This window comes from Dyella sp. 2RAB6 (assembly GCF_052115385.1).
Taxonomy (GTDB): domain Bacteria; phylum Pseudomonadota; class Gammaproteobacteria; order Xanthomonadales; family Rhodanobacteraceae; genus Dyella_D.
Genome location: NZ_JBFRGP010000001.1, coordinates 431,396 through 449,157, shown reverse-complemented (window position 1 = coordinate 449,157; position 17,762 = coordinate 431,396). Strand labels below are relative to the sequence as shown.

The window sequence follows — 17,762 nt, the reverse complement described above, 5'->3', positions numbered from 1 at the left end:
CGCCCTGTTCCGCAGCCGCCGCCGCGCCCGTTCCGGAATTTGTCGCTTGACGCCCCCCCGGTCCCGTCCTAGCCTTTCGCATCTCTCCATCGCGATATAAGGATGCGGCATGGATCTAGCCACCGCTTCCAGCGTTCTGCGCCTGCTGGCCGACCCCACCCGGGTACGCCTGCTGGCCCTGCTCGAACGCGAAGAACTCACCGTCGCCGAGCTGGCCGCCGTGCTGCGCCTGGCGCAGCCGCGCGTGTCCACCCACCTGGCCAAGCTCAAGGAGGCCGAGCTGGTGCGCGACCGCCGCGCCGGCGTGTCCGCCTACTACCGCGCCAACATGGAAGGCGACGAGCGCCAGCACGACCTGATCCGCTCGCTGCGCGACAGCATCGACGACGCCCTGCTGCGCGAGGACGCCGCGCGCCTGCCCGCCGTGCTGGCCCAGCGCGCCAGCGAGGCCGGCTGGGCCGACACCGTGGCCGGCGACATGGAACGCCACTACTCGCCCGGCCGCACCTGGGAAACCCTCACCCGCTCGCTGCTGCAACTGCTGGAAACCGGCGACGTGCTGGATATCGCCTCCGGCGACGGCATCACCGCCGAACTGCTGGCGCCGCATGCGCGCTCGATCGTCTGCGTGGACTCCAGCGAACGCGTGGTCGAAGCCGCCGCCCAGCGCCTGCAGCCGTTCGCCAACGTCGAGGTGCGCCAGGGCGACATGCATGCGCTGGACCTGGGCGAGCGCCGCTTCGACCTGGTGTTGATGCTGCACGCCCTCACTTATGCCGAGCAGCCGGCCCAGGCCGTGGCCGAGGCCTCGCACCTGCTGCGCCCGGGCGGCCGCCTGCTGGCGGTGACCCTGGGCCGGCACGACCACCGCGCGGTGGTGGAACCGTTCGATCACCGGAATCTGGGGTTTTCCCAGGAAGAGCTCTCCGGCTACGCGCGCCGCGCGGGCCTGGAAGACATCAGCTGTACCCGCCTGAGCCGCGAGCGCAAGGCCCCTCATTTCGAGGTGATCAGCCTGCTCGCACGCAAGCCGTAAGGAGAACACCCGCATGAGCGCCCTGCCCTGGCTCCACCCCGACCGCGTCGCCCTGCTCGACGCCGCGCTGCGCAAGCGCATCCTGATCATCGACGGCGGCATGGGCACCATGCTGCAGGGCCACCGGCTGGAAGAGGAAGGCTTTCGCGGCGAGCGCTTCGCCGGCGGCCACGACGGCACCCACGCGCATCATCATGACGACGCGCACGGCGATCACCCTGGCTGCGACCTCAAGGGCAACAACGACCTGCTCACGCTGACCCAGCCGGCGATCATCCGCGGCGTGCACGAGGCCTACCTCGAAGCCGGCGCCGACCTGGTCGAGACCAACACCTTCAACAGCACGCGCATCAGCCAGGCCGACTACCACCTGGAGCACCTGGCGCACGAGCTGAACCTGGAAGGCGCGCGCCTGGCCCGCGCGGCCTGCGATGCGTGGACCGCAAAGACGCCGGACCAGCCGCGCTTCGTGATCGGCGTGCTCGGCCCCACCAGCCGCACCGCCTCGCTGTCGCCGGACGTCAATGATCCGGGCTTCCGCAACGTCAGCTTCGAGGAACTGGCCGCCAACTACACCGAGGCCGCCGGTGGCCTGGTCGACGGCGGCGCGGACCTGATCATGGTCGAGACCATCTTCGACACGCTCAACGCCAAGGCCGCGCTGTTCGCCATCAGCGAACTGTTCCGCGCGCGCGGCGCGCGCCTGCCGGTGATGATCTCCGGCACCATCACCGACCGTTCCGGCCGCACCTTGTCGGGCCAGACGGCCGAAGCGTTCTACTACTCCGTCGCGCATGCGCGCCCGCTCACCGTGGGCCTCAATTGCGCGCTCGGCGCCGCCGACCTGCGTCCGCACGTGCAGACCCTGGCCCAGGTCGCCGACTGCTTCGTCAGCACCCATCCGAACGCCGGCCTGCCCAACGCCTTCGGCGAATACGACGAAACACCGGAACAGATGGCCGCGGTGATCGGCGGTTTCGCCCGCGACGGCCTGCTCAACCTGGTCGGCGGCTGCTGCGGCACCACGCCGGCCCATATCAAGGCGATCGCCGACGCCGTGCGCGACTGCGCGCCGCGCGCCCTCCCCTCCACCGATGCCGCTGAAGCTGCCTGATCCGATGAGCGCACGCCATACCCGACTGTCCGGCCTCGAACCGCTGGTCATCACTCCCGACCTGCTGTTCGTCAACGTGGGCGAACGCACCAACGTCACCGGCTCCGCGCAGTTCCGCAAGCTGATCAAGGAAGAGCGCTACGAGGAAGCCGTCGACGTGGCGCGCCAGCAGGTCGCCAGCGGTGCGCAGATCATCGACGTCAACATGGACGAAGGCCTGATCGATTCGGAAGCGGCGATGACCCGCTTCCTCAATCTGATCGCCGCCGAACCGGACATCGCCCGGGTGCCGGTGATGGTCGACTCGTCCAAGTGGAGCGTGCTCGAAGCCGGCCTGCGCTGCCTGCAGGGCAAGGGCATCGTCAACTCGATCTCGATGAAGGAAGGCGAGGAACTGTTCCTCGAACACGCGCGCAAGGTGCAGCAGTACGGCGCCGCGGTGGTGGTGATGGCCTTCGACGAGCAGGGCCAGGCCGACACCTGCGAGCGCAAGGTGGAAATCTGTTCGCGCGCCTATGCGCTGCTGACCGAACAGCTCGACTTCCCGCCCGAAGACATCGTGTTCGACCCCAACATCTTCGCCATCGCCACCGGCATCGAGGAACACAACAACTACGCGGTGGACTTTATCGAGGCCACTCGCGAGCTGAAGCGGCGCTTCCCGCTCAGCCATATTTCCGGCGGCGTTTCCAACGTCTCGTTCTCGTTCCGCGGCAACAACACCGTGCGCGAGGCGATCCATTCGGTATTCCTGTACCACGCCATCAAGGCCGGCATGGACATGGGCATCGTCAACGCCGGTGCGCTGATGATCTACGACGACGTGCCGGCCGAGCTGCGCGATCGCGTCGAAGACGTGGTGCTGAACCGCCGCGCCGACGCCACCGAGCGCCTGCTGGAAATCGCCGACAACTTCAAGGCAAAGAAAGGCGAAGTCGTCGTCGAGAACCTGGCCTGGCGCGAGAAGCCGGTGCGCGAGCGCCTCAGCCACGCCCTGGTGCACGGCATCGACGCCTTCGTCGACGCCGACACCGAAGAAGCGCGCCAGCTCTCGACGCGCGCGCTGGATGTGATCGAAGGCGCGCTGATGGACGGCATGAACGTGGTCGGCGATCTGTTCGGCGCCGGCAAGATGTTCCTGCCGCAGGTGGTCAAGTCCGCCCGCGTGATGAAGAAGGCGGTGGCCTACCTGCTGCCGTATATCGAAGAAGAGAAGGCCCGCACCGGTGACGTCGGCAAGAACAACGGCACCATCGTGATGGCCACGGTCAAGGGCGACGTGCACGACATCGGCAAGAACATCGTCGGCGTGGTGCTCCGCTGCAACAACTTCGAGGTGATCGACCTGGGCGTGATGGTGCCGGCGCAGAAGATCCTGGAGGCCGCGCGCGAGCACAAGGCCGACCTGATCGGCCTGTCCGGCCTGATCACGCCCTCGCTGGAGGAAATGAGCCACGTCGCGCGCGAGATGCAGCGGCAGGAATTCAGCATCCCGCTGCTGATCGGCGGCGCCACCACCTCGCGTGCGCACACGGCGCTGAAGATCGACCCGCACTACAAGGCGCCCACCGTGTGGGTGAAGGACGCCTCGCGCGCTGTCGGCGTGGCGCAGTCGCTGGTCAGCAAGGACCTGGTCGACAACTTCATGGCCAAGGTGCGCGCCGATTACGAAGAAGTGCGCGAGCGCCATCGCAACCGCGGCCCCGGCAAAAGCCTGGTCCCGCTGGAGAAGGCCCGTGCGCAGCGCTACCGCGGCGACTGGGCCGCGTACGAGCCACCGCAGCCGCGCCAGCCAGGCATTACGGTGTTCGACGATTACGACCTGGCCGAGCTGCGCACCTACATCGACTGGACGCCGTTCTTCCAGGCCTGGGAACTGGCGGGACGCTATCCGGCCATCCTCACGGACGAGATCGTCGGCACCCAGGCCAGCGAATTGTTCCGCGACGCGCAGGCGATGCTCGACCGCATCATCGCCGAGCGCTGGCTGACCGCACGCGCGGTGATCGGCTTCTGGCCCGCAGCCCAGGTCGGCGACGACACCGAGGTCTACGGCGACGACGGCCGCAGGCTCGCCACGCTGCGCCACCTGCGCCAGCAGGCGGACAAGCCGGTGGACCGTCCGGATTTCGCACTGGGCGATTTCGTCGCACCGAAGGAAGCCGGCAAGCACGACTGGGTCGGCGGTTTCGCGGTCACCGCGGGCGTCGGCATCGAAGAACATGTGGCGCGCTTCGAAGCGGAGCACGACGACTACTCGTCGATCCTGCTCAAGGCCCTGGCCGACCGCCTGGCCGAAGCCTTCGCCGAACGCATGCACCAGCGCGTGCGCCGCGAATTCTGGGGTTATGCGCCGGACGAGGCTTTGGACAACGAGGCGCTGATCGACGAGAAGTACCGCGGCATCCGCCCGGCTCCCGGTTATCCGGCCTGTCCGGATCACACCGAGAAAAGCACGCTGTTCAAGCTGCTGGACGCGACCGCCAACACCGGCATCGAGCTGACCGAAGGCTATGCCATGTATCCCACGGCGGCGGTGTCCGGCTGGTACTTCTCGCATCCGGACAGCCAGTATTTCGTGGTGGGGCGCCTGACCCGCGAGCAGGTCGAGGACTACGCGAAGCGCAAGGGCTGGACGCGCGAGGAGGCGGAGCGGTGGCTGGCGCCGAATTTGGATTACGACCCGGATTGAGGGCGCGATCGGCGTAGGTTGGGGTGAGCACAGCGAACCCCAACGCTGCCAGGCGTATGGCGGTGACGACGTTGGGGTTCGCTGCGCTCACCCCAACCTACGCGCCCTCAGGTCTCTTCGGGACCACCCGGCCGCACCGTCTCCGGCTTGTGCTGGCGCAAATGCGAAAACACGTTGTAGATCGACACCAGCATCGGGAACGCAGTCTGGATGATGCCGACCGAATCGTTCTTGCCCCAGATGAAATAAGCCAGGGTCAGCACGCTGCCGGCCACCGACAGGTACCAGAACGACATCGGCACCACCACTTTCTTCTGCTTCTTGGTGGCGTAGAACTGCACGAACCAGCGCGCGGTGAACAGCAGCGTGCCGAGCAGGCCGATGACTTTCCACGGCGTCAGCGTGATCAGGTGCAGGTTGGTGAGAGCTTCGTGCATGGCGATAGTCCGTCCGGGTCAGCCGGGGCATTGTAAACGGGGCTGCTGCCCATGCCTTTTCGGCAGGGTGGCATGGCGCGAAAACAAGAAGGCCACCGCGGAGGTGGCCTTCTTTTCGATCGGGTTGGTGGGCGGTACAAGGATCGAACTTGTGACACCTGCCGTGTGAAGGCAGTGCTCTACCGCTGAGCTAACCGCCCGCCGGAAGCGCGAAACTATACGGGGAGTTCACAGGCAGGTCAATGCCCGCGGGCGAAGATTCTCGCCGCCCTAGCCCGCCCGGCGCTTGCGCAGCCGGTATTCGTGGCGCCCCACATAGCCCGCCGCCAGCAGCACCATCAAGGCCAGCACGTACCAGGTGATCAGGTAGCTCAGATGGTTGTTGGGAAAGCGGGTGACGGTCAGTCCGCCGCGCGGCCATGCATCGGCATGCGCCGGATCGGCATCCGCATCGACGAAGAACGGCGCCACCGCACCCAGCCCGCGCGCCGCGGCGATCGCCTGCACGTCGCGCGCATACCAGCGTGCATGCGCCGGATCGTTGTGGCGCAGGAATGCCTTCGTCTCGGGCGTGCGCAACAGGCCGGTGACCACCACCTCGCCCTCGGGCCCCGGCGCGCAACGTCCGTCGCGCCCGCAGGCCTCGGTCGGCACGAAGCCGCGGTTGACCAGCACGATCGAACCATCGGCCTGGCGCAGCGGCGTCATCACCCAATAGCCGCTGCCCAGCGCAGTGCTCGCCGTGACCAGCACCTGCTGCGCATAAAGGAAGGCGCCGGCCAGGCGCACGTGGCGATATTCGTGGCTGGCCGCGGTCACCGCGGGCCATTCGGACGGTGTGGGCGCCGCAACCGCCGGCGCCTGCACGCGCTGCTCGACGCGGGCGATCAGCTCGCGCTTCCACGCCAGACGCTGCACCTGCCAGGTGCCGAGCGCGATAAAGCCTGCGAAAGCGAGCAGTGCGAACAGCGCCAGCAGGGATAACGCCAGCGGCCCGCGCGGGCCGCGTTCGAGCGTGTCGGCGGCGCCTAGCCGAGGCATGGCACCGCCGCAGGGAAGCTCACGGCAGGTTCCGCGGGTCCATCAGGGCCGGCATCATGTTGTGATTGAGGTGATACATCACCCAGATCGAACCGCTCAAGGTGATCAGCACCAGCACCGCGGTAAAGATCAGGGCCAGCATGTTCCAGCCGCCCTCCGACTTCGCGTTCATGTGCAGGAAGTACACCATGTGCACCACGATCTGCACGGCGGCGAAGCCGAGGATCACGAACGCCGTGGCGCTGGGATCCTTCAGGCCGCCGCTCATCACCAGCGCGAACGGCACCGCGGTAAGCAGCACCGCCAGCACGAAGCCGATGGCGTAACCCTTCAGCGAGACGTGGCCGATGCCGTCGTCGTGATGCTCGTCGTGGCCATGGCCGTCGTGCGCAGCATGGACGTCGGTATGCGCGCTCACGGCAGCACTCCCATCAGATAGACAAAGCTGAAGACGCCGATCCACACCACGTCGAGAAAGTGCCAGAACATCGACAGGCACCACAGGCGGCGCTTGTTCGGCCCGATCAGGCCCTTGCGCTTGACCTGCACCATCAGCGTGATCAGCCACAGGATGCCGCAGCTCACGTGCAGGCCGTGCGTGCCGACCAGGGTGAAGAACGAGGACAGGAACGCACTGCGCTGCGGGCCATTGCCCTCGGCGATCAGATGGCCGAACTCGTACAGCTCGATCCCGATAAAGCCGGCGCCGAGCAGGCCGGTGATGACCAGCCACACCAGGGTGCCGTTCACCCGGTTGCGCTGCATCTCCAGCATGGCGAAGCCATAGGTGATCGACGACAGCAGCAGCAGCGAGGTGTTGAGCGCCACCAGCGGCAGCTCGAACACTTCCGCGCCGGTCGGGCCACCGGCATAGCTGCGGCCCAGCACGCCGTACACCGCGAACAGGCAGGCGAAGATGAGGCAGTCGCTCATCAGGTACAGCCAGAAACCGAGCAGCGTGCCGTTCTCCGGATGGTGCTCGGTTTCCTGGTGGAACTTCAGCGGCTCGCCCGGAACCGCAGTCATGGCGTTGGCGTTAGACATGGCTGGCCAGCTGCTCCGTGCGCGCCGACTCCACCCGGGCCACGTCGGCGGCCTGGATGTAGTACTCGCGGTTGTAGTTGAAGGTATGCCCGATCGCCACGGCCAGCAGGGACACGAAGGCCACGGCGGCGATCAGCCACATCTGCCAGATCATGGCGAAGCCCAGCACCGTGCTGATGCCGGCCAGGATGATGCCGGCACCGGTGTTCTTCGGCATGTGGATATCGATAAAGCCGGACAGCGGCCGCTGCCAGCCCAGCTGCTTCATCTGCCACCAGGCGTCGCCATCGTGCACCACCGGGGTGAAGGCGAAGTTGTAGGCCGGCGGCGGCGAGGAGGTCGACCACTCCAGCGTGCGGCCGTCCCAGGGATCGCCGGTGACGTCGCGCAACTGGTCGCGGCGCAGGAAGCTCACCACGAACTGGATCAGCATCGCGCCGATGCCCAGCGCGATCAGCACCGCGCCGAACGCGGCGATCTGGAACCAGATCTGCAGCGAGGAGTCCTCGAAGTGGCTGATGCGGCGGGTCACGCCCATCAGGCCCAGCACGTACAGCGGCATGAAGGCGAAGTAGAAGCCCACCACCCACAGCCAGAAAGAGCACTTGCCCCAGAACACGTCGAGCTTGAAGCCGAACGCCTTGGGGAACCAGAAGTTGATCGCCGCGAACGCACCGAACAGCACGCCGCCGATGATCACGTTATGGAAATGCGCGATCAGGAACAGGCTGTTGTGCAGCGAGAAGTCCGCCGGCGGCACCGCCAGCAGCACGCCGGTCATGCCGCCGATCACGAAGGTGACCATGAAGGCCAGCGTCCACATCATCGGCAGCTCGAACTGGATGCGGCCGCGGTACATGGTGAACAGCCAGTTGAAGATCTTCGCGCCGGTGGGGATCGAGATGATCATCGTGGTGATGCCGAAGAACGAGTTCACGCTCGCGCCCGAGCCCATGGTGAAGAAGTGATGCAGCCACACCAGGTAGGCCAGCACGGTGATCACGATCGAGGCGTACACCATCGAGGTGTAGCCGAACAGGCGTTTGCGGGCGAAGGTGGAGACTACCTCGGAGAACACGCCGAACATCGGCAGGATCAGGATGTAGACCTCCGGATGGCCCCAGATCCAGATCAGGTTCACGTACATCATGGCGTTGCCGCCAAGCTCGTTGGTGAACATGTGGGTGCCCAGGTACCGGTCCAGCGACAGCAGCGCCAGCACCGCGGTCAGCACCGGGAAGGCGGCGATGATCAGTACGTTGGTGCACAGCGCGGTCCAGGTGAACACCGGCATCTGCATCAGCTTCATGCCCGGCGCGCGCATCTTGATGATGGTCACCAGCAGGTTGACGCCCGATAGCAAGGTGCCCACGCCGGCTATCTGCAAGGACCATATGTAGTAGTCCACGCCGACATCCGGACTGGCCAGGATGCCCGACAGCGGCGGATACGCCAGCCAGCCGGTGCGCGCGAACTCGCCCACGAACAGCGAGGCCATCACCAGCACGGCGCCGGCGGTGGTCATCCAGAAGCTGAAGTTATTGAGGAACGGGAACGCCACGTCGCGCGCGCCGATCTGCAGCGGCACCACGTAGTTCATCAGGCCGGTCACGATCGGCATCGCCACGAAGAAGATCATGATCACGCCATGGGCGGTGAAGACCTGGTCGTAGTGGTGCGGCGGCAGGTAGCCCAGGTTGTCGCCGAAGGAGATCGCCTGCTGCAGGCGCATCATGATCGCGTCGGAAAACCCGCGCAGCAGCATCACCAGGCCCAGCACCATGTACATGATGCCGATCTTCTTGTGGTCGATGCTGGTGAACCACTCGTGCCAGAGATAGCCCCACAGGCGGTACTTGGTGATCAGGCCGAACAGCACCAGGCCACCGAGGGCGACGGCGGCGAAGGTGACCAGCAGGATGGGCTCATGCAACGGGAGCGCGTCCCAGCTGAGACGGCCGAAGATGAGTTTGGTCAGATCGGGATGGTCAGACATCGTGGACACCCGGTAAGGCGTAATGCGTAAGGCGAATCGGACGGCGCACGGTCAGTGCTCCATGTGCGACATGTCGTGCTCGCCGGTGGGCTTGCCGGCGCGAGCCGCGTCCTTGGCCATGGTCTCGTGCATGCACGGCGTACCCGGCGCGACACAGAGATTGACGATAGCGGGATACAGGTCGGGCGCGACGCTGGCATAGCGGCGCACGGGTTCGTTCTCGCTGGGCTTCTCCAGCTGCAGATAGCTTTCGCGGGTCAACGCGCCGCCGTCCTTCGCCTTGGCCACCCACTGCTCGAACTCGCCTTCGCTAAGACCTAAAAACTTGAAATGCATGCCCGAGAAGCCGGCGCCGCTGTAGTTGGCCGAGATGCCTTCATAGCTGCCCGGCCGGTTGATCACCGCGTGCAGCTTGGTCTCCATGCCCGGCATGGCGTAGATCTGGCCGGCCAGGGTGGGGATGAAGAAGGAGTTCATCACGGTCGAGGCGGTGATCTTGAACTGGATCGGGCGGTCGACCGGCGCGGCCAGCTCGTTCACCGTGGCAATGCCCTGCTCCGGATAGATGAACAACCATTTCCAGTCCAGCGCGACCACGTCAACTTCCAGCGGCTTGACCCCGGCCGGAATCTCACGGCCTTGCGAGATACGCTCCAGCGGCCGGAACGGGTCCAGCTTGTGCGTGCTGACCCAGGTCAGCGCGCCCAGCGCGATGATGATCAGCAGCGGGGCCGACCAGATCAGCAGCTCCAGCACGGTGGAGTGGTCCCAATCCGGCTTGTAGGTGGCCTTCTGGTTGGACGCCCGGTAACGCCAGGCGAAGAACAGGGTGAGGCCGATCACCGGTATGACGATGAGCAGCATCAGCACCAGCGAGATGATGATGATGTCGCGCTGCTGCACCGCCATGTCGCCGGAGGGCGACATAAGCACGGTCTGGCAGCCCGACAGCAGCAGGACGGCGGGGAGCAACAGTCCGCGGAGAGCCTTGGAGGACATGGGCCGGAAGGGAAGCCGAAGCATGTGGGGAGACCCGGAAAGTTAACCTACGCGTGCTGCACCGCGGAATAGGACACTTTGTCTCATGGCGATTAAACGCCACCGGTGCGATCCTTGCGCGAACCTCCCCCGTTCTCAAGTTCAAGCATGGCGATGTCGAGCACTTTCGATCAGCACGGATCCACCGACGCGGCGCAGCAGGACACACCCGCCCCCGGCCACTCGCACGTCGCCCCCGGCGAGATCGCCGTCGGCGTGGTGATCGGGCGCGCCTCCGAGTACTTCGACTTCTTCGTCTTCGGCATCGCCTCGGTGCTGGTGTTCCCGCAGGTGTTCTTCCCGTTCCGCGACCGCCTGCACGGGCTGCTGCTGTCCTTCGTTATCTTCGCCCTGGCCTTCGTGGCGCGCCCGTTCGGCACCGCCCTGTTCATGACCATCCAGCGCCGCTGGAGCCGCGGCACCAAGCTCACCGCGGCGCTGTTCCTGCTGGGCAGCTCGACCGTGGGCATGGCCTTCCTGCCCGGCTTCGAGACGCTGGGCTGGCGCGCCATCGCGCTGCTGGCGTTCTTCCGCCTGCTGCAGGGCATTGCCTTCGGCGGCTCCTGGGACGGCCTGCCCTCGCTGCTGGCGCTCAATACGCCGAAGGGCCGCCGCGGCTGGTACGCCATGCTCGGCCAGCTCGGCGCGCCGATCGGCTTCATGCTGGCCAGTGCGCTGTTCCTGTTCCTGCACAGCCAGCTGTCCAGCGAGGACTTCCTCAGCTGGGGCTGGCGCTATCCGTTCTTCGTGGCGTTCGCCATCAACGTGGTGGCGCTGTTCGCCCGCCTGCGCCTGGTGGTGACCGAGGAATACACGCAGGCGATGGAAGAGAGCGCGCTCGAGCCGATCGGCATCTTCGAGATGCTGCGCAAGCAGGACTACAACATCTTCCTGGGCGCGTTCGCGGCCCTGGCCAGCTATGCGCTGTTCCACCTGGTCACGGTGTTCCCGCTGTCGTGGATCAGCCTGGGCTCGACCCAGCCGGTCAACGACGTGCTGCTGATCCAGGTGATCGGCGCGGGCGTGGGCATCCTGGGCACCATCGCCTCGGGCCTGGTCGCCGACCGCATCGGCCGCCGCACCACCCTGGGCGTGCTGGCCGCCCTGATCGGCATCTTCAGCTTCTTCGCGCCCTGGCTGCTCGGCGGCAGCCGCGCCGCGCAGGATGCCTTCATCCTGATCGGCTTCGCCCTGCTGGGACTTTCCTACGGCCAGTCCGCCGGCACGGTGACCTCGAACTTCCCGATCCGCTTCCGCTACACCGGCGCGGCCCTCACCACCGACCTGGCCTGGCTGATCGGCGCCGCGTTCGCGCCGCTGGTGGCGCTGGGGCTGTCGAGCAAGTTCGGGCTGGGCGCGGTGACGGTGTACCTGCTGTCCGGCGCGATCTGCACGCTGGGCGCGCTGCGCCTGAACCGGGCGCTCGAATCGCGCGACTGAGCAGCGGCTACGTGCATATGCAAAAGGCCCGGCGATGCCGGGCCTTTTGCATCATGGCTTCCAGAAAAAGCGCGCCGGCATCGCGATGCGGCTGTCCGCGTTGACCTGGATTTCCTTGGCGCGATGCGTGCGCACGAAACCTTGCCGCTTGAGCAGGCGCTGCATGCTGCGCGAGAAGTCGGTGCAGAAGCACTCCACCCCGCCGACCGGCGCGCGGCGCAACGCATAGTCCACCAGCAGCCGACCGACGCCGGCCCGGCGGGCGGACGCCGCCACCACCAGGTATTCGAGCAGGAGGGAGGGCGTGCCATCCTCAAGCTTCTCGTCCCTCAGCAGCATCGCGCCCAGTACTTCGCCGCCCTTGCGCGCGACGACAAACCGGCTGCCGGCGGAACGGCGCCACGGCAGCCGGCTGGCCAGGATGGCCTTGGCGCAGGCCAGGCCGTGCTTGCGCATCGCATGACTCATCGAAGCGCAGGCGAAATGCCCCTCGCGCGCGCCGGCGACGATTTCGCCGACGAAGAAAAAGATATCCCAGGGCTCACCAGGTCCAAGGACGACGCGGTCGTCAACCACCAGGCTGGCGTTGTTGAGCAGCATCGACTTCCCCCAAGCAAAGCATTCCGACTCGACTGCCGGGGCTTCCAACCCCTTCGCCTCGCGACGTGGCAGTCCCTGCCAGGATGCGCCCGCAACGATGCGCTCCGATTGTCAGGCTAGCCATTTCGCGGCGCAATGAGTTGCGCCCAGCCTGCCTGAATTCCGGTGCCCTGCGTGCGTGTGATCCACAACGCAAAAAAAGACCCGTCGTTGACGGGTCTCTTGTCATCGCTCTCTTCCGTTCGGCCTATGTCATACGGCCGATGCTTTCGCACGCTGCAGGCTGAGCAAGAGCAGGACGCCGGCAAGTGCGCCGTAAGCTCCGGCAAATTGCCACACCAGACTGCGCGCTCCAGCGTCGAGCAACCAGGGCAGATACACGCCGCCGGCCGGATCCACCGAATGGATCAATCCGAACAGCGTCAGCGCCGCACCCAGCAGCAGGATCAAGGCGGCACGCCCGGTCTTGCCGTCGATCAGCGCCACCACGAAGCTGGCCCACACCATCGCGGTGATGATGAAGCCGTTGCCCAGGATGGTGATCACCGCCAACTCCGCGATGCCATGCCCCTGCTGGTTGAACAGTTCGCCGAAGTGCTGCGGCGACACATAGGTCGGATCGCTCAGCTTGATCGTCACCATCCGCGCGATCGCCGGGAAGAAACTGAACACCACCGCCGCCGCATAGCGCATCGGCGTCGCCTCGAAGGCCTGCACGGTGATGCCGATCGCCACGAACACCAGGATCGGCGCCAGCACCGACAACGGCACCAGCTCCACGATGTTGGACAAATAACCGAATACGCCGCCCAGCCCGATCACGATGCCGGTCAGCAGCGTATAGCCGCTGCGCGCGCCCATCGCCTTGTACGAAGGCTGGCCGATATACGGCGTGGTCTGCGCCACGCCGCCGCAGCAGCCGGCGACCAGGGTGGCCAGCGCCTCCACCAGCAGGATGTCGCGGGTGCGGTATTCGTCGCCGGCCGCGCGAGCACTCTCGGTGACATTGATGCCGCCCACCACCATCAGCAGGCCGAACGGCAGGATCAGCGGCAGGTACGGCACGGTATAGGCGATGCCATCCATCCACTTCAGCGTGGGCAGCGGCAGCGCGAAGCGCCAGGTCCATCCCGCCGGCGCGTGATAGCCGCTGCCCAGCCAGCCCAGCGGCCCCAGCAGGTAATACAGCGCGGCGCCGATCGCCACCGCCGCCAGCACGCCCGGCACCCCGAACGGCAGGCGCCCCTTCGCCACCAGCGCGTACAGCACTACCCCTAAGCCGGCGAAGCCGACCAGCGGCACCTTCATGATCTCCACCAGCGGCAGGAAACCCATCAGCACCAGCGCGATGCCGGCGATCGAGCCGAGCAGCCCCGCACGCGGCACATGCCGCTGCACCGCGCCACCGAAGAACGACAGCACGAACTTCAGCACGCCCATCACCACCAGCGAGGCCATGCCCAGTTCCCAGGTGGCCTGCGCGGCAGCCGCTTCGTCCATGCCGCCCTGCTTGAAATGCACGAAGGCCGGACCGAGCACCAGCAGCGCCATGCCGATGCTGGTCGGCGCATCCAGGCCCAGCGGCATCGCGGTCACATCGTCGCGGCCCGTACGCGCGGCCAGCCGACGCGCCATCACGGTATACGCCAGGTTGCCCAGCAGCACGCCCAAGGCGGTGCCGGGAAACATGCGCAGGAACACGATGTCGGCGGGGAAGCCGAACAGGCCGATCAGGGCGGTGGCGAGGAAGGCCATGATGGACAGGTTGTCCACCACCAGGCCGAGGAAGCCGTTGAGATCGCCGGGCGCGAGCCAGCGGCGTGAATGCAAGTCGGTCACAGGGAGAGGTCACCTATAGAAAGATGTAAGGCCCCTCTCCCACCGGCGTCCCGAAGGTAGTCCCTGTGGGAGAGAGGGGTTAGGGTGAGGGTACGGGCGGAGCGCAAGAATGATGTACACCGCTCCGCCCGAACCCTCATCCGGCTGCCGCCACCTTCTCCCGGAGGGAGAAGGACTCCTCCGTTGAAAGTTGATAGCTAGAACGACACATCCGCCGGCTGCGTCACCCGCATCACCGACTGGTCACCCGTGCGCTGCTTCCACGCCGCGCGGATCGCCTCGACCTTGGCACGGTTCTCCGCCGTATCCGGATAATCGATCACCAGCTGCTTCGAGCGCAGCCGCTCGGGCGTGGTCTGCTGCTTGCCCTGCCACTGGCCATACACGTCGATCACGCTGAGCCCATCGGGAAAGCGCGAGCTCACTTCCTGATCGAGAAACGCACGCCAGGCCTGCTCGCTCACGCCGCCATTGGGTTGGTCAATCAGCCCCAGCCCGAAATACAGGCGCGTCTCCACCCAGCCCTGGGTCGCCGCCGGATGCGCCTGGTCGCCCTGCAGGGTCGAACCGGCGGTTGCCTGCGGTTGCGTGGCGCAACCGGCCATCAGGCCAAAGGCCAGCACCGCCGCCAGTGCACGTTGAAGTTGCATGGGGATTCCCTTCTTGTCGTTTGGACGTCCAGACGGATAAACCGTCGGACACCCGGAAAGTTTCATGACGAAGTATTGACATGAACCTTGCGCAATGCAACAAATGCCGAACGGCGCGCCTGTGCATCGCAGTCCCGCAGCCCTTCCCTCCCTTCGCGAACCTTCATCGTGCCCAGCTCGCCCCACGGACAACGCAGCTTGCCGCGTCACGCCCGAATGCGGCGATGTTGTTGCTGTTGAATCCGTTCGCGACGCGCTGATCCGGCGCCCTCCATCGAAGCTTGCCGACGCCGCGTCCAGCTGCGGCGCGAACTGCTGCTGCCTCTTGCAAGGAATCCGCATGTCCGCCCTTTCCCGGAAGTACCGCCGCACCCATCTTTCCATCGCGCTGCTGCTCGCCACGTCCGCCTTCCAGGTACAGGCGCAGCAAGCCGAGGGCGAATCCGCGCGCACGCTCGACCAGGTGGTGGTCACCGGCGTGCGCGCCAGCAACCGCACCGCGCTCGAATCGCCGGTGCCGGTGGACGTGCTGAGCCAGGACGACCTGCGCGCCGCCGGAGCGGTCAACGGCGAACTGGGCCAGGCGCTGGCCAACCTGCTGCCTTCGTTCAACTTCCCCCGCCAATCCAATTCCGGCGGTTCGGACCACGTGCGCTCGGCACAGTTGCGCGGGCTGTCGCCGGACCAGGTGCTGGTGCTGGTCAACGGCAAGCGCTTCCACACCTCGGCCCTGGTCAACAGCGACACCAAGATCGGGCGCGGCACCACGCCGGTGGATTTCAATGCGATCCCGATCAGCGCGATCAAGCGGGTGGAGGTGCTGCGCGACGGTGCCGGTGCGCAATACGGTTCGGACGCGATCGCCGGCGTGGTCAACATCATCCTCGACGACGCGCCCGAAGGCGGCGAGGTGGTGAGCAGCTACGGCGCCAACCACACCCGCTTCAGCCCTGCCGACCGCACCATCACCGACGGCAACAGCAGCTATGGCGCGGCCAAGTTCGGCACCCGGCTGGCCGGCACCGGTTTCTTCCGTGCCGGCATCGAAGCCGGCCACCACGACGCCACCAACCGCGCCGGCCTGGACACCGTGCCGGACTGGCTGGCCGATCCCACCCCCGCCAACCTGGCCCTGCGCGGCAAGCGCAACTACGCGGCAGGCGATCCGCAGTCGGAGAACTACAGCGGCTGGCTCAACAGCGAGCTGCCGCTGGGCGATAACGCCCGGCTGTACTGGTTCGGCACCTATACCCAGCGCCACACCATCGGCGACAACTATTTCCGCTACCCGGACAGCAGCGCCAACGTGGCGTCGATCTATCCGGATGGCTATCGCCCGGAATCGGTGGGCAGCAACCGCGACGTGCAGAGCGCCGCCGGCATCCGCGGCAAGCTGGCGGACTGGAATCTCGACGGCAGCCTCAACTGGGGCAGCAATGCCTTCGATTACGACCTGCGCGACTCGCTCAACGCCTCGCTCGGCCCGGCCAGCCCGAGCTCGTTCCATATCGGCAGCTACCGCTTCAACCAGGGCAGCGCCAATCTGGATGGCAACCGCGAGTTTGCCTTCGGCAGCCGCTATCTCACCGTGGCGCTGGGCGCTGAATACCGCCACGAGCAGTTCCGCACCCTGCCCGGCGACCCGGCCTCGTACGCCGCCGGCCCCTATCTCGATGCACCGGTCGGCGCGCAGGCCGGCGGAGGCCTGCAGCCGCAGGATGCCGCGCGGCTGTCGCGGAATGTCAGTGCCGCCTACGCGGAAGTCTCCAGCGACATCACCGAGCACTTCTTCGTCGATGCGGCCGCGCGCTACGAGCACTACAGCGACTTCGGCGGCAACTGGAGCGGCAAGCTCAGCGCACGCTGGGAGTTCGTGCCGGGCTTCGCGCTGCGCGGCGCCGCTTCGAATAACTTCCGCGCGCCCTCGCTCAGCCAGATCGGTTTCGAATCCACCACCAGCGGCTACGGCGCCGACGGCAAGCTGGTCACCGGCCGCATCGTGTCGGTGAACAACCCGCTCGCGCGCGGCCTGGGTGCGCAGGCGCTGAAGCCGGAGAAGTCGCGCAACGTCAGCCTTGGCCTCACCGGCCAGCTCGGCGAGCACTTCGACTTCAGCCTGGACGCCTACCAGATCAGCATCGACGACCGCGTCACCCTGTCGGAGACCATCGACAGCGCGGGGCTGGAGGACTACATCCTGCAGCACTTCGGCGTGCCCGGCGTGCAAAGCGTGTCGTTCTTCACCAATGCGGTGGACACGCGCACCCGCGGCGCCGAGCTGGTCGGCAACTACCGCACGCCCTGGGCCGGCGGCAAGCTGCTGCTCACCCTCGCCTACAGCCGCAACCACACCGATATCCGCAGCGTGCGCGCCACGCCGCCGGAACTTGCCGCCACCGGCGCCGGCAACGTGCTGTTCGGCGACGAGGAGCGCAACACCCTCACCGACGCCGCCCCGCGCCAGCGCGGCTCCTTCACCGCCAACTGGAACAACCACCGCTGGTCCCTGCTCGGCCGCGTCACGCGGCAGGGTTCGACCGTGCGCGTGTTCGATTTCGGCGGCGGCTTCGAACCGCGCCAGGTCTATGCCGCACGCTGGCAGCTCGATGCCGAGGTGGAACTGCACGTCACCGAGCGCTTCAGCCTGGCGCTGGGCGGCTACAACCTCACCAACCAGTATCCGACGCGCTCCAACAGCGATATCAACTACGCCGGCAATTTTCCTTACGACGTGATTTCGCCGATCGGCGTCAACGGCGCGTATGGGTATGGCCGCGCGCGCTACACATTCTGATCATGAAAACCGTCGCGCGCGATGGCCGATGCACGTCGTTG

The 17,762-nt window shown here is 66.5% G+C and carries 14 protein-coding genes and 1 tRNA gene; 5 read left to right on the top strand and 10 right to left on the bottom strand.

What is annotated here, in order from left to right; translation table 11 throughout:
* The first annotated feature begins 109 nt into the window (after positions 1–109).
* From AB4083_RS01990 to metH, 3 genes are read left to right on the top strand one after another with little or no spacing between them, the layout of a single operon-like run.
* Positions 110–1,036: an ArsR/SmtB family transcription factor gene (locus AB4083_RS01990; RefSeq protein ID WP_441606081.1), complete on the top strand. Its 927-nt coding sequence runs from the start codon at positions 110–112 to the stop codon at positions 1,034–1,036.
* Between the two features lie 13 nt (positions 1,037–1,049).
* Complete coding sequence (locus tag AB4083_RS01985; RefSeq protein WP_441606080.1) at positions 1,050–2,150, top strand: homocysteine S-methyltransferase family protein; 1,101 nt, start codon at positions 1,050–1,052, stop codon at positions 2,148–2,150.
* Between the two features lie 4 nt (positions 2,151–2,154).
* On the top strand, positions 2,155–4,842 hold the full coding sequence (gene metH / locus AB4083_RS01980) for a methionine synthase (RefSeq protein ID WP_441606079.1): 2,688 nt from the start codon (positions 2,155–2,157) through the stop codon (positions 4,840–4,842).
* Positions 4,843–4,949: 107 nt separating this feature from the next.
* Here the strand turns inward: metH and AB4083_RS01975 are convergent, their stop codons facing one another.
* From AB4083_RS01975 to cyoA, 7 genes are all read right to left on the bottom strand, one after another.
* A complete protein-coding gene (locus AB4083_RS01975; protein ID WP_441606078.1) occupies positions 4,950–5,279 on the bottom strand; it encodes a lipid-A-disaccharide synthase N-terminal domain-containing protein in 330 nt (109 codons plus the stop codon).
* A gap of 125 nt (positions 5,280–5,404) precedes the next feature.
* Positions 5,405–5,479 (bottom strand) — tRNA-Val (locus AB4083_RS01970).
* 70 nt (positions 5,480–5,549) lie between these two features.
* Positions 5,550–6,320 (bottom strand): SURF1 family protein, encoded by a 771-nt coding sequence (locus AB4083_RS01965; protein WP_441606077.1) that lies wholly within the window; start codon positions 6,318–6,320, stop codon positions 5,550–5,552.
* Positions 6,321–6,339: 19 nt separating this feature from the next.
* Complete coding sequence (cyoD, locus tag AB4083_RS01960) at positions 6,340–6,738, bottom strand: cytochrome o ubiquinol oxidase subunit IV (protein WP_441606076.1); 399 nt, start codon at positions 6,736–6,738, stop codon at positions 6,340–6,342.
* Positions 6,735–7,346: a cytochrome o ubiquinol oxidase subunit III gene (gene cyoC, locus AB4083_RS01955; protein ID WP_441606075.1), complete on the bottom strand. Its 612-nt coding sequence runs from the start codon at positions 7,344–7,346 to the stop codon at positions 6,735–6,737. The genes cyoD and cyoC overlap by 4 nt, the downstream gene beginning before the upstream one ends.
* A 10-nt stretch (positions 7,347–7,356) precedes the next feature.
* Positions 7,357–9,360: a cytochrome o ubiquinol oxidase subunit I gene (cyoB, locus tag AB4083_RS01950; RefSeq protein WP_441606074.1), complete on the bottom strand. Its 2,004-nt coding sequence runs from the start codon at positions 9,358–9,360 to the stop codon at positions 7,357–7,359.
* Between the two features lie 51 nt (positions 9,361–9,411).
* On the bottom strand, positions 9,412–10,332 hold the full coding sequence (gene cyoA, locus AB4083_RS01945) for a ubiquinol oxidase subunit II (protein ID WP_441606073.1): 921 nt from the start codon (positions 10,330–10,332) through the stop codon (positions 9,412–9,414).
* Positions 10,333–10,512: 180 nt separating this feature from the next.
* On the opposite strand from cyoA, the gene AB4083_RS01940 reads away from it, so the two are divergent.
* Positions 10,513–11,838 (top strand): MFS transporter, encoded by a 1,326-nt coding sequence (locus tag AB4083_RS01940; RefSeq protein ID WP_441606072.1) that lies wholly within the window; start codon positions 10,513–10,515, stop codon positions 11,836–11,838.
* 51 nt (positions 11,839–11,889) lie between these two features.
* On the opposite strand, the gene AB4083_RS01935 is transcribed toward AB4083_RS01940, so the two are convergent.
* The 3 genes from AB4083_RS01935 to AB4083_RS01925 all read right to left on the bottom strand — a co-directional run bounded on the left by AB4083_RS01935 (position 11,890) and on the right by AB4083_RS01925 (position 14,927).
* Positions 11,890–12,438 carry a GNAT family N-acetyltransferase gene (locus tag AB4083_RS01935; protein ID WP_441606071.1) on the bottom strand — a complete coding sequence of 183 codons (549 nt, stop codon included), beginning with the start codon at positions 12,436–12,438 and terminating at the stop codon, positions 11,890–11,892.
* A 252-nt stretch (positions 12,439–12,690) separates the two neighbouring features.
* The gene (locus AB4083_RS01930) at positions 12,691–14,277 is read right to left on the bottom strand and encodes a hypothetical protein (RefSeq protein WP_441606070.1); all 1,587 of its coding nucleotides are present in this window, start codon (positions 14,275–14,277) and stop codon (positions 12,691–12,693) included.
* Between the two features lie 197 nt (positions 14,278–14,474).
* The gene (locus tag AB4083_RS01925; RefSeq protein ID WP_441606069.1) at positions 14,475–14,927 is read right to left on the bottom strand and encodes a DUF3574 domain-containing protein; all 453 of its coding nucleotides are present in this window, start codon (positions 14,925–14,927) and stop codon (positions 14,475–14,477) included.
* 340 nt (positions 14,928–15,267) lie between these two features.
* Here AB4083_RS01925 and AB4083_RS01920 point away from each other — a divergent pair, with 340 nt between their 5' ends.
* Complete coding sequence (locus tag AB4083_RS01920) at positions 15,268–17,721, top strand: TonB-dependent receptor plug domain-containing protein (protein WP_441606068.1); 2,454 nt, start codon at positions 15,268–15,270, stop codon at positions 17,719–17,721.
* The last annotated feature ends 41 nt before the right edge of the window (positions 17,722–17,762 follow it).

What these genes read in the sequence shown, in the direction of transcription:
- AB4083_RS01990 (WP_441606081.1), top strand. Translation starts at nt 110, where the DNA reads ATGGATCTAGCCACCGCTTCCAGCGTTCTGCGCCTGCTGGCCGACCCC.
- AB4083_RS01985 (WP_441606080.1), top strand. Translation starts at nt 1,050, where the DNA reads ATGAGCGCCCTGCCCTGGCTCCACCCCGACCGCGTCGCCCTGCTCGAC.
- metH (WP_441606079.1), top strand. Translation starts at nt 2,155, where the DNA reads ATGAGCGCACGCCATACCCGACTGTCCGGCCTCGAACCGCTGGTCATC.
- AB4083_RS01975 (WP_441606078.1), bottom strand. Translation starts at nt 5,279, where the DNA reads ATGCACGAAGCTCTCACCAACCTGCACCTGATCACGCTGACGCCGTGG.
- AB4083_RS01965 (WP_441606077.1), bottom strand. Translation starts at nt 6,320, where the DNA reads ATGCCTCGGCTAGGCGCCGCCGACACGCTCGAACGCGGCCCGCGCGGG.
- cyoC (WP_441606075.1), bottom strand. Translation starts at nt 7,346, where the DNA reads ATGACTGCGGTTCCGGGCGAGCCGCTGAAGTTCCACCAGGAAACCGAG.
- cyoB (WP_441606074.1), bottom strand. Translation starts at nt 9,360, where the DNA reads ATGTCTGACCATCCCGATCTGACCAAACTCATCTTCGGCCGTCTCAGC.
- AB4083_RS01940 (WP_441606072.1), top strand. Translation starts at nt 10,513, where the DNA reads ATGTCGAGCACTTTCGATCAGCACGGATCCACCGACGCGGCGCAGCAG.
- AB4083_RS01935 (WP_441606071.1), bottom strand. Translation starts at nt 12,438, where the DNA reads ATGCTGCTCAACAACGCCAGCCTGGTGGTTGACGACCGCGTCGTCCTT.
- AB4083_RS01925 (WP_441606069.1), bottom strand. Translation starts at nt 14,927, where the DNA reads ATGCAACTTCAACGTGCACTGGCGGCGGTGCTGGCCTTTGGCCTGATG.
- AB4083_RS01920 (WP_441606068.1), top strand. Translation starts at nt 15,268, where the DNA reads ATGTCCGCCCTTTCCCGGAAGTACCGCCGCACCCATCTTTCCATCGCG.